The organism is Shewanella holmiensis (assembly GCF_025370255.1).
In the GTDB taxonomy this organism is placed as follows: Bacteria; Pseudomonadota; Gammaproteobacteria; order Enterobacterales; family Shewanellaceae; genus Shewanella; species Shewanella holmiensis.
This window is the reverse complement of sequence record NZ_JAMTCD010000030.1, coordinates 32,768-44,243: the sequence shown is the minus strand read 5'-3', so window position 1 is coordinate 44,243 and position 11,476 is coordinate 32,768. Positions and strand designations below refer to the sequence as shown.

Annotated in this window: 8 protein-coding genes and 7 tRNA genes; 11 read left to right on the top strand and 4 right to left on the bottom strand. The window is 41.5% G+C overall.

All coding sequences use genetic code 11. The annotated features are described in order from the left end of the window. Positions 1-195: 195 nt before the first annotated feature. Both NE535_RS16895 and gltX read right to left on the bottom strand, forming a co-directional pair. Positions 196-271, bottom strand: a tRNA-Ala gene (locus tag NE535_RS16895). Between the two features lie 104 nt (positions 272-375). Beyond that, complete coding sequence (gene gltX / locus NE535_RS16890; protein ID WP_261299764.1) at positions 376-1,785, bottom strand: glutamate--tRNA ligase; 1,410 nt, start codon at positions 1,783-1,785, stop codon at positions 376-378. A 274-nt stretch (positions 1,786-2,059) separates the two neighbouring features. Between gltX and NE535_RS16885 the strand changes: the two genes are divergently transcribed. The 11 genes from NE535_RS16885 to NE535_RS16835 all read left to right on the top strand — a co-directional run bounded on the left by NE535_RS16885 (position 2,060) and on the right by NE535_RS16835 (position 9,631). Beyond that, positions 2,060-2,135 (top strand) — tRNA-Val (locus NE535_RS16885). Positions 2,136-2,180: 45 nt separating this feature from the next. Then, a tRNA-Val gene (locus NE535_RS16880) sits at positions 2,181-2,256 on the top strand. 26 nt (positions 2,257-2,282) lie between these two features. Beyond that, positions 2,283-2,358 (top strand) — tRNA-Val (locus NE535_RS16875). A gap of 42 nt (positions 2,359-2,400) precedes the next feature. Continuing rightward, positions 2,401-2,476: transfer RNA gene (locus NE535_RS16870), tRNA-Val, on the top strand. 29 nt (positions 2,477-2,505) lie between these two features. Then, positions 2,506-2,581 (top strand) — tRNA-Val (locus NE535_RS16865). A 28-nt stretch (positions 2,582-2,609) separates the two neighbouring features. Beyond that, positions 2,610-2,685, top strand: a tRNA-Val gene (locus tag NE535_RS16860). A gap of 558 nt (positions 2,686-3,243) precedes the next feature. Further along, positions 3,244-4,194: a TRAP transporter substrate-binding protein gene (locus NE535_RS16855; protein ID WP_425347470.1), complete on the top strand. Its 951-nt coding sequence runs from the start codon at positions 3,244-3,246 to the stop codon at positions 4,192-4,194. A gap of 73 nt (positions 4,195-4,267) precedes the next feature. After that, the gene (locus NE535_RS16850; RefSeq protein WP_371931097.1) at positions 4,268-4,930 is read left to right on the top strand and encodes a TRAP transporter small permease; all 663 of its coding nucleotides are present in this window, start codon (positions 4,268-4,270) and stop codon (positions 4,928-4,930) included. Then, complete coding sequence (locus NE535_RS16845) at positions 4,930-6,327, top strand: TRAP transporter large permease (RefSeq protein ID WP_261299762.1); 1,398 nt, start codon at positions 4,930-4,932, stop codon at positions 6,325-6,327. The genes NE535_RS16850 and NE535_RS16845 overlap by 1 nt, the downstream gene beginning before the upstream one ends. Positions 6,328-6,446: 119 nt before the next feature. Continuing rightward, entirely contained in the window at positions 6,447-8,258 is a 1,812-nt protein-coding gene (locus tag NE535_RS16840) for an ATP-binding protein (protein WP_261299761.1), read from the top strand. Continuing rightward, complete coding sequence (locus tag NE535_RS16835) at positions 8,255-9,631, top strand: sigma-54-dependent transcriptional regulator (protein ID WP_261299760.1); 1,377 nt, start codon at positions 8,255-8,257, stop codon at positions 9,629-9,631. Before NE535_RS16840 ends, NE535_RS16835 begins: the two co-directional genes overlap by 4 nt. A gap of 29 nt (positions 9,632-9,660) precedes the next feature. On the opposite strand, the gene NE535_RS16830 is transcribed toward NE535_RS16835, so the two are convergent. Then, the gene (locus NE535_RS16830; RefSeq protein ID WP_261299759.1) at positions 9,661-10,977 is read right to left on the bottom strand and encodes an MFS transporter; all 1,317 of its coding nucleotides are present in this window, start codon (positions 10,975-10,977) and stop codon (positions 9,661-9,663) included. 64 nt (positions 10,978-11,041) lie between these two features. Next, positions 11,042-11,437, bottom strand: a complete 396-nt coding sequence (locus NE535_RS16825) for a YbaY family lipoprotein (protein WP_261299758.1) — start codon at positions 11,435-11,437, stop codon at positions 11,042-11,044. Positions 11,438-11,476: the final 39 nt, after the last annotated feature.

Below are 11,476 nucleotides of genomic sequence, written 5' to 3'. Positions count from 1 at the left end.
TTGCCACATAACAACAAGGATTCTATCCCCCTGTTACCGCCGACTCTTTATAAACCAAAGTGGGCTGTGTCCTAAGCGCTCTTTCTAGACGAATGGGACACTGTTGATACCTTATACTCTGTATCGAGTGAATACTCATCGATGCCTGTAGACTAAACATCAATGCTAACTTCCATCAAGAAGTGATTAAGTAAGTGGTGGAGCTACACGGGATCGAACCGTGGACCTCTTCACTGCCAGCGAAGCGCTCTCCCAGCTGAGCTATAACCCCGTCTTACTTAAATAACAATTTAGATACGCTGCCAGAATTTCTGAGCTGTGTCTCAACTGCGAGGCGCATTCTATGCAGCATACCTTAATGTGTCAACTCGTTTTTTAGGAATTTATTCTATCTGCTACAAAATCAATCGCTTTGGATATTCTTTCAACAGATCTGTCTTTGCCAATCAAAAACAAGGTTAAATCTAAAGCAGGAGATTGTCCGGCACCCGTTACCGCAACACGTAACGGCATACCCACCTTACCCATACCAACATCTAATTCCGCGGCTGTCGCTTCAATAACTGCATGTAATGATTCTACAGTCCAATCAGATAAAGCTTCCAACTTTGCTTTTACTAGCGTTAATGGCTCTAAGGCAACACCACGAAGGTGTTTTTTCGCCTGGCCTTCATCAAACTCAGCAAAATCTTCAAAGAAGTAACGACTAGAAGCCGCCAGCTCTTTTAATGTTTTTGCACGTTCAGAAAGTGCAGTCACAACTTCAGTAAGTGCAGGCCCATTACTGGTATCAATTTTCTGGTCATCCATGTGCCATGCTAAATGAGAGGCAACATATTCTGGCGCTAATGATTTAATATAATGCTGATTTAACCAATTCAACTTGTCGGTATTAAAAGCAGAAGCGGCTTTATTAATATCATCCAATTTAAATAGGCTGATCATTTCATCCATTGAAAACACTTCTTGATCACCATGAGACCAACCTAAACGCACAAGGTAGTTCAATAGGGCTTCAGGTAAATAGCCATCGTCACGGTATTGCATGACACCCACTGCCCCATGACGTTTTGATAATTTAGCACCGTCGTCACCTAAAATCATCGAAACATGTGCATACTCAGGAATTGGCGCACCTAATGCTTGCAAAATGTTAATTTGACGAGGTGTGTTGTTAATATGGTCTTCACCACGTACAACGCACGTGATCCCCATATCCCAATCGTCAACCACAACACAGAAGTTATAAGTAGGTACACCATCGGTACGTTTAATGATTAAATCATCAAGCATACTATTAGCAATTTCAATTCGACCACGTACATGATCATCAAAAATAACGCTACCTTCTGTTGGGTTTTTAAAACGCACAACAAATGGCTCATCAGTGTCACGTGGCGCTAAATCACGACAACATCCATCATATTTTTGTTGTTCACCGTTGGCAGCTTGTTCTTCACGTAAAGACTCTATACGTTCACGCGAGCAATAACATTTATATGCAGTGCCTTTCTCTAACATTTGCGCAATGATCTCGTTATAACGATCAAAACGCTTAGTTTGATAATAAGGACCTTCGTTCCAGGTTAAGCCTAACCAGTTCATGCCATCTAAAATAGCATCACAGGCTTCTTGCGTTGAACGTTCAATATCAGTGTCTTCAATACGTAAAACAAATTCACCGTTGTTTGCTTTTGCATGTAACCATGAATAAAGTGCTGTACGTGCACCACCAACGTGTAAAAAACCTGTAGGGCTTGGAGCAAAGCGAGTCTTAGTCGTCATAATCGGACACTAACCTATATAAAGAAGTCTGTATAAGCATGCTGGCCTAAACCACAAACAGACGAGGATAAAAATGTGGCCGATATTCTAACAGCCAACGCGCTAGGTTGAAATGGGCGATTGCCGAATCATGCTGCGTTTTTCGTTAAAAATAAAAACCAGTCTGTTTAACAAAACGCCAAACGGCACAAAAATAGCACTATCGTAATATTTTTAGCGAAAAATCGTTGACAGCTTTTCCTTGCTCCCTATAATACCGACCCACACAGCATGAGGTCGCTTAGCTCAGCTGGGAGAGCACCTCCCTTACAAGGAGGGGGTCACTGGTTCGAGCCCAGTAGCGACCACCATAATTTCATTGAAGAAATTATTAATTGTTGTTGATTATATTCCCAGGTCGCTTAGCTCAGCTGGGAGAGCACCTCCCTTACAAGGAGGGGGTCACTGGTTCGAGCCCAGTAGCGACCACCATATAATTAACAAGTGTAGAGTTCCCAGGTCGCTTAGCTCAGCTGGGAGAGCACCTCCCTTACAAGGAGGGGGTCACTGGTTCGAGCCCAGTAGCGACCACCATTTATTTGGACTCATCGTTTTAACATTAGCTACATTATCCCAGGTCGCTTAGCTCAGCTGGGAGAGCACCTCCCTTACAAGGAGGGGGTCACTGGTTCGAGCCCAGTAGCGACCACCATAATGTACCAAATGTAGCAAGATATCCCAGGTCGCTTAGCTCAGCTGGGAGAGCACCTCCCTTACAAGGAGGGGGTCACTGGTTCGAGCCCAGTAGCGACCACCATATCTTCATCAAGCTTTACTTTATCCCAGGTCGCTTAGCTCAGCTGGGAGAGCACCTCCCTTACAAGGAGGGGGTCACTGGTTCGAGCCCAGTAGCGACCACCATAAACTCTTCTAAAACGTACTAAAATCCTAAACATCACATTTTTGTCTTATTCGGCAATAAAACATTCTAAATCTTTCATTGGTTTTTGATAATCTACTGCATAACAGTCTCTGTTAACCACAAAAATAACCGTTTCGCCCTCCTCTATTTTTTAAGCACATTCAATTTATGAATATTTCTTTCAAAAATGGCCTTAGAAAATGGCATTTTGTTAATAATATGATCGAATGTTATCAATGTGTGACTTCCCACCCATAGCAGCTTATCTTCTGTTCCTCTTCTGACCCAAGAATAAGCTACACATCATTAAATAGTAAATATTTAGCTATAAAAAACATATAGATAAATATTATTTCCAAGTTGGCACTGACCTTGCTACCTATGTTGTACCCCTCTAGGGAACCCAGCAATATCCCAAATGCATTGTTCGAGTGCAAATAGAGGAAAAACAACAATGAATAATCAAGAAAGGAAGCCCAAACATGTACCCATCTATTGCAATTAAACCTGTGTGGAAATCAATCAAAGCAACGGTAAAACTGACCGCTATCGCTTCAATGTTAGTTTCAAGTTTTAGCGCGTTTGCAGAGCCTGTTGAAATTAAGTTTTCACATGTTGTGGCTGAAAATACCCCTAAAGGACAAATGGCATTAAAGTTTAAAGAATTAGTTGAACAACGTTTACCTGGTGAATACACGGTAAGTGTCTTCCCAAGCTCACAACTATTCGGCGACAACAATGAGCTAGCGGCATTGCTTTTGAACGATGTACAAATTGTTGCTCCCTCTTTGTCAAAATTCGAACGATACACCAAAAAACTGCAGGTATTCGATTTACCATTCTTATTTGAAGACATGGCAGCAGTTGACCGTTTTCAGCAATCTGAGGAAGGTCAAAAGCTGTTAAACTCGATGAATCGCAAAGGCATTGTCGGTTTAGGTTATTTGCATAATGGTATGAAACAATTTTCAGCCCATGCGCCACTTTCAACACCGGCTGATGCCAGCGGTAAAAAATTCCGTATTATGGCGTCTGATGTTATTGCCGCTCAATTTGATGCAGTAAAAGCAATTCCAGTTAAAAAACCTTTCTCCGAAGTGTTCACCCTTTTGCAAACTCGCGCCATTGATGGTCAAGAAAATACTTGGTCAAATATTTATTCAATGAAGTTTTATGAGGTGCAAAGCCACATTACAGAAAGTAACCACGGTGTATTAGATTACATGCTAGTAACGTCAAACACTTTCTGGAAAAGCCTACCTAAAGACAAGCGTGAAATTATCAAAAAATCTCTCGATGAAGCCATTGTATTAGGCAATCAAATTGCTGCCGCTAAAGAAGGTGAAGATAGACAGGCGATTTTAGATTCAAAACGTTCTGAATTAGTTTCATTAACCGCAGTACAACGCCAACAATGGGTTGATTCGATGAAACCTGTGTGGACTAAATTTGAGTCTCAAATTGGTAAAGACGTTATTGACGCCGCACAAGCCGCAAACACGCAATAGGGTTCTCTTGGGTTGTTATCGAAAGTCATAACAGGATAACAACCCTCTTTTCATTAACATTTAGGAGAACAAAGTGATTTCAAATCTGCTCAATAAATTCGAAGAAGGGTTTTTAAACCTATTGATATCACTGATGACCTTATTGGTTTTTGGCGAAGTTATCGCACGTTTTTTCTTTAATACCGGTTTTCTGTGGATACAAGAACTGACCCTGACTCTGTGTGGATGGTTTGTATTATTCGGCATGTCTTATGGCGTCAAGGTCGGCGCGCACATTGGTGTTGATGCCTTTGTCAGTAAACTATCACCCGCACCTAAAAAGTGGGTTGCGCTATTAGCCTGTTCGTTATGCGTTATCTATTGTGGTTTATTTCTTAAAGGTAGCTGGGATTATTTAAGCCAAATGTACCAAATTGGACTGCCAATGGAGGATATCGATTTTCCAGCATTTCTTGTTCATCAACTCGATCCTGATTTTGCATGGGATGTATTAAAGATCGATCTTGAAGATGAGGGAGCGGTACCCGTTTGGATGTCTCAAAGTATTTTAATCATAGGTTTTTCTATGTTGGCTTGGCGGTTTGTACAATTGTTTATCGCCATTTTGACTGGTAAAGCTGATGGCTTTGCATTAGCAGATGAAGCGAAAGACAGCATGCATTTAATTGATGAAGCAGCACTAGCAAGTGCGATTAATTCAACCACAGCAACAGAAAAAAATAAGGACGAAAAATAATGACTATCGCAACCTTATTTATCACACTTCTTGTTTGTATGTTAATTGGTATGCCTATCGCTATTGCGTTAGGTTTTTCAAGCGTTCTAACTATTTTATTATTTTCAAACGACTCTCTTGCTTCAATCGCATTGAAGCTTTATGAATCCACTTCTGAGCATTACACCTTACTGGCGATTCCGTTTTTTATTCTTTCATCGGCATTCTTGTCCACGGGCGGCGTGGCTCGCAGAATTATTGATTTCGCAATGGACAGTGTCGGCCATATTCGCGGTGGTTTAGCCATGGCCTCGGTAATGGCATGTATGCTATTCGCTGCGGTATCAGGTTCGTCACCTGCCACAGTTGCAGCTATCGGATCAATTGTTATCGTTGGTATGGTGCGCGCAGGCTACCCTGAAAAATTCGCTGCAGGGGTGATTACCACATCCGGCACCTTAGGTATCTTAATCCCGCCATCGATAGTGATGCTAGTTTATGCTGCCGCAACTGAAGTGTCGGCTGCTAGAATGTTTATGGCAGGGTTAATCCCAGGCTTAATGATGGGTTTTATCTTGATGCTGGCAATTTACATTGTAGCCAGAATCAAAAACTTACCATCACGTCCCTTCCCTGGGGTTAAAGCCCTATCCATTTCAAGCGCGAAAGCTTTGGGTGGTCTTGCCTTAATTATTATTGTGCTGGGTTCTATTTATGGCGGCGTAGCAAGTCCTACCGAAGCAGCGGCAGTAGCCTGTGTTTATGCCTATTTTATTGCGGTCTTTGGTTATCGTGATATTGGTCCATTGAAAAATGTGGCTTGGCGTAATCAGCAGGAATCTATTGTTGGTGCTGGAATACGTAATATTCTGCAAATGTTGCTGGCGGTGATAAAAACCCCCACAGATAAAGAGATTCGTCATGTGGTTCGCGATGGCGCAAAAGTCAGTATCATGCTGTTATTCATTATTGCCAATGCTATGCTTTTTGCCCATGTTCTTACCACTGAACGTATCCCACATATTATTGCGGAAACGATTGTGGGCTTTGGTTTGCCCGCTTGGGGCTTCTTAATCATAGTCAATTTGTTGTTGCTAGCAGCGGGTAACTTTATGGAGCCCTCCGCTATTCTGTTGATTATGGCGCCTATTTTGTTTCCTATCGCCACGCAATTAGGCATCGACCCTATCCACTTAGGGATTATCATGGTTGTCAACATGGAGATCGGTATGCTAACACCACCGGTGGGGCTCAATTTATTTGTTACCGCGGGAATTACCGGTAAAAGCATGGGCTGGGTGATCCAATCATGTTTACCTTGGTTAGTCTTATTACTTGGTTTCTTAATGTTAATTACTTATATTCCACAAATATCACTGTTTTTGCCTGAATACATTGATAAGTTGAATGGCTATTAACTTGATTTATTGAACAAAATGAACGAGCCTTAAAATTGAATATCCGTTGTTAATCTAACTGACAACGGATATTTTCTCATTTGTTTTGTCACTTTTTTAATGTCCAATTAAGAGTAAATATGGTTATTGCTACCACAAAAATACAATACAAAATTTTATTAAGTATCATTCTTATCGCTGGACTGTTACTTACCCTATTTACCAGCCAATGGTATTGGCTTAATAAGGGCAAAAATGACATCGCTGCTCAATCTGAAAAACAGATCAATGAACTCGTGCTGTTCATTGATCAACAACTGGCACAATTTGAAATTATTCCAGAAGTTATTGCCACTAATCCCATTTTACAAGAAGGCTTATTAGCCCAAAAAGATCCTCAAAAAATTGCCCAATTAAATGCCTATTTATCCGAGCTACAAGAAGTGACAGAGTCATCAGATATTTATTTAACCGACGCTCTTGGAGTCGCTATTGCTGCCAGTAATTGGCAGCAACCTAATACTTTTATCAATCAAGATTATTCATTTCGTCCATATTTTATTGAAGCGTTATCAGGCCGTGCTGGGCGCTACTATGCTGTAGGTACATCATCCGATAAACGCGGCTTCTATTTTTCTAATCCGGTATTGCATAATGGCGTAGTATTAGGTGTCATTGTAGTGAAAGTGGATATTGGCGTTATTGAACAACAAAGCACAGGTATTGCCATCGCAGGGCAATATGAGTTCATGATTAGCGACCCCGATGACATTATCTTTTTATCCAGCATAAACCATTGGCGCTTTCGCTCTTTGGCGCCTTTATCACAGGCTAAACGCTTTGCCTTGAATACATCCAAGCGCTATGCAACCCGCCCTATCAGCGAATTAGCCATAAAGCCACCCTATAATGCTTTAGCTGAAGCAGAACTACATACATACCAAATCACTTCAGCCAATGGCAGTGAAACTTTTTTAGAAAAAAATAAATTGATGCCAAAGGCTAATTGGACGCTGCATGTATTAGCGCCACTGAAGCCTTTATATAAGTCGTTGCCTACCATCATGTTATTAACGGCAAGTTTATATCTATTGCTGGTATTACTGATTCTTTATGCCATTGAACGGCGTAAAAATTTACGCCGTATGTTACATGCTCATAATTTACTCGAACAAAGAGTGAAAGAGCGTACCCTTGAGCTTGAACAAGCCAACACTAAACTAAAGGATACCCAAGATGAATTGATACAAGCGGCTAAGTTGACCGTCATAGGCAGCTTATCCGCCAGTATTAATCATGAACTGAATCAGCCTTTGGCAGCGCTAAGAAGTTATGCGCAAAATACCCAAACATTTCTGGGAAGAAATATGTTTGACGATGCCAAAAATAACTTAAAAATCATGATTGAATTGACCGACAGATTAGCCGACATTATTGCTCAGTTCAAAAGTTTTACCCGTAAATCGCAAGGTAAAGACAACGCAATAGAAATCGAGCAAGCTATCGAACAAGCGCTGACTATCGTTCAACCTGAAATAGACAAACAAGGGGTAAAACTCTGTAAAACAATGCTTAAAGGTAAGTGCCAGATTTGGGGCGATACCGTTAGATTACAGCAAGTATTGGTAAATGTAATAAGTAATGCGATTGTAGCAATGCAGCAAAGTCCAATGAAAAGACTCAATATTACGGCAAGCAAAGCCACAACCAGTAATAAGCTAATCATTAGCATCCAAGATACTGGTCCCGGAGTCAGAGAAGGCCAAATGAGCAAAATATTTGAGCCCTACTTCACGACCAATGAACGACAAGGATTAGGCTTAGGGTTATCTATTTCACAGCGAATTATTGAATCAATGCAAGGTAAAATAACCGTTGAAAATGATGTTGAAGGTGGCGCTATTTTTAAAATTCATTTACCCATTTATTTATATGAGGATGCCCGAACTTGAGTCCACTAGGTGATATTAACCCGCTACAAGTCATTATTGTCGATGATGAACCCCATATCGGCAGTGTTCTTAGTCAGTTATTTAAACTAGAAGGCATCGCAGCGGCATCAACCACCCAACCAGCGCTGGTTGCAGAACAAATCCATCGAGATTGGCCTGGCGTGGTATTTTCTGATGTTAATATGCCCCAACTGGATGGCCTTAGTTTATTGCAGCAATTAATGCAAAAAGACCCAGATTTACCGGTTGTGCTGATCACGGGATTTGGTGATATCGCCATGGCTGTTGATGCGGTAAAAAAAGGCGCTTACGATTTTCTTGAAAAACCGTTTAACAATGAGCATGTCGTTGATGTAGCAAAACGTGCCTTAGAAAAGCGTCAATTAACCCTGGAAAACCGTAAATTAAAAAAAGAGTTAGAATCACATATTGCCCCTGGGCCAAGAATACTTGGTCACAGCCCTGGCATAGTCAAAATGCGTAATATCCTCAACCAGGTGATAAACGCCCCTGCCGACATTATGATTGAAGGTGAAACAGGTACAGGTAAAGAATTAGTCGCCCGATACCTTCATGATCATAGTCATCGCAGTAAACACAATTTTGTTGCTATTAACTGTGGTGCAATTCCAGAAAACCTCATCGAAAGTGAGCTATTTGGAGCTCAGGCTGGTGCCTATACAGGCAACGATAAAACTCGAATTGGTAAGTTTGAATACGCTAATCAAGGTACGTTATTTTTAGATGAAATTGAAAGCACACCACTGAGTTTGCAGGTCAAACTCTTAAGGGTCTTAGAAGACCGGAAAGTAGAACGCTTAGGTTCAAACCAATCAATTGACCTTGATATTCGGGTAATTGCAGCCACAAAAGTGAATTTACAACAATTATGTGAAACCGGTGAGTTTCGTCAGGATTTACTCTATCGCCTGAATTTAGTGACAGTGCCTATCCCTGCGCTGAGGGAGCGAAGAGAAGATATCCCTTTACTCTTCCTGCATTTTGCCAGGATAGCCTCAACACGCTATCACAAGGCGCTTATCGCATTAAATCCTGAACAACAAGCAATGCTGACATCCCATGATTGGCCAGGAAATGTACGTGAGTTACGCAATTTAGCAGAACGGTACGTGCTATTGGGTGCTGAAGCTGCGTTTGCAGCGGGTAATATGGATAACCACCCAACTATGCACTCCAATATGTCATTACAACAACGCGTCGATTTTTTTGAACGCTTACTTATCGAAGAGTCACTAAATTATAATAAAGGCAGTATCAAGCTCACTATGGAGCAACTTGAACTGCCCCGTAAAACCTTATATGACAAAATGAAAAAATTTGGCATAGACCGCAAGCAATTTACGGATAATTAGACTCGAATCTAATAATACACTCACTTAAATTAGGCCGGCTTTTCTAGCGGCCCTCTGCTCAATAAGCATATTGCTAGCGCCAACATCGCTAACAAGGTTAGCGAACCGACCACAACCCCCTGCCACAGTGAATGTTGCCAAAAGACCATTAAATAGGGTCCGCCTAACGCCGCGCCTAAGTAATAACAACACAGGTATAAAGACGTCGCTTTAGCTCTATGATTTACCGCCCGAATAGCCACAAACGAGTTACAGCAACTGTGGGTCAAGAAGAACCCACTCGCGGTGATCAAAAAGCCCAATACAATGGCCCATAAGGTATCGACTAAGGTCAGCAAGGTCCCTAGAACCATCAACAAAAAAGCCGCTTTAAATAAGATTATCGACCCAAAGCGTACAATCCACTTCGCCGATAAATATGAGGCAAAGGTGCCGCTGAGATAACACAAAAAGATTAGCGTGGCATTGAATCGACTCAGCTCATACGGTAATGCCATTAAATGCAGCTGAATAAAACTAAATTGATTTACCATCATCATAAATGCCAGCCCGCCGATGATGAACACTAAACTCATTTTTCGGTCGGTGATGTGCCCCCAAAAGCCTTGTAAATCCTGTTGTAGTTTTGCGAGTTTTGCTGGTTTAACAGATAAATTTACTAGGTGTGGCTTAATTTCACGCCGAGGCAATAGAAAAGTGACTATTGCTACCCCAATTAGCGTAACGATAAACACTAAGCCCATTGATTGTTGCCACGATAAATGCTGTGACATTAAGCCACCAAATAATCGTCCAAAAATCCCACCTAGGCTATTAGCGGTAATATAAGTTGCCGCCGCTTTTAGCATAAACTCAGGGGCAAGTTGTTCTTTAAAATAGGCCATGGCAATGGCAGGCACTGCTGCTAACAGTACGCCCTGCAACAGCCTTACCCATACCAATGAGTCGAAATCAGTGACAAAAATCAGTAATAAATTAGAGCATGCTAATAACCACAAGCTGATCACAATCGGCTTTAAGCGGCCAACGCGATCGGAAATCACCGCATAAAAAAGGAGTGAAAAAGCGAGTGTGAAACTGGTAACTGATAACACAAGAGTGGAATGTGCGCCAGTAACATCAAAGTGCTCGGCAATCAGCGGCAACATGCCCTGAACCGTATAAAGATTGATATAAATAACCACTGATGCAAGGCAAAGCGCCCAAATTAATCGGCTTTGCTTTCCGTATTCTGGCGGTATTATTTCATGGTCTGATATTCGCCCAGAATGGGTCACAGATACGTCTTTGTGGATCACAACATGGCCAAAGAATGATGACAACGAAAAAACATTATCGTTCGCCATTAAGATAAATCAATGGCGAACGCAGTGGAATGTGAACTGGGTGACTTAATTGGCTTTTAAAAGCTTAGTTGACTTGTTTCATGAGTACTTCAGTGGTGAATTTATCATTATTAATCACCTCGAATTTATCGTAAGTTTGAAAAATCACCTTACCTTGATAGGTGATCATCGCAACGACACCATAATCCACACTCTTATCGATAGCCTCTGCGGGGAAAATAAACTTAAACGGCACGGGCGCTCGCGCGATATCAAAAGACTTTTGCGAAATAATCGCTCCGGGCGTATTGATGTCAATTATCGCGATGTAAATTTTACTCCCCTGCGGTAAGGCTATTTTTTCAAGGTACCCTGCATATCCGTTCACGACAACCGGCGCATCTGGCACAACGGTGACGCAGCCTGTAAGCAACAATAACCCTGCAAAAAAACTGACCCAAATACTCTTTAATTTACGCATACTGCTCAACCTATTCATCCTTTGCTGGTAATAATGTTT

Bases quoted from the DNA above. Each gene is read 5' to 3' on its own strand.
- NE535_RS16845 (WP_261299762.1), top strand. From the start codon at position 4,930: ATGACTATCGCAACCTTATTTATCACACTTCTTGTTTGTATGTTAATT.
- NE535_RS16830 (WP_261299759.1), bottom strand. From the start codon at position 10,977: ATGGCGAACGATAATGTTTTTTCGTTGTCATCATTCTTTGGCCATGTT.
- gltX (WP_261299764.1), bottom strand. From the start codon at position 1,785: ATGACGACTAAGACTCGCTTTGCTCCAAGCCCTACAGGTTTTTTACAC.
- NE535_RS16825 (WP_261299758.1), bottom strand. From the start codon at position 11,437: ATGCGTAAATTAAAGAGTATTTGGGTCAGTTTTTTTGCAGGGTTATTG.
- NE535_RS16855 (WP_425347470.1), top strand. From the start codon at position 3,244: ATGTTAGTTTCAAGTTTTAGCGCGTTTGCAGAGCCTGTTGAAATTAAG.
- NE535_RS16840 (WP_261299761.1), top strand. From the start codon at position 6,447: ATGGTTATTGCTACCACAAAAATACAATACAAAATTTTATTAAGTATC.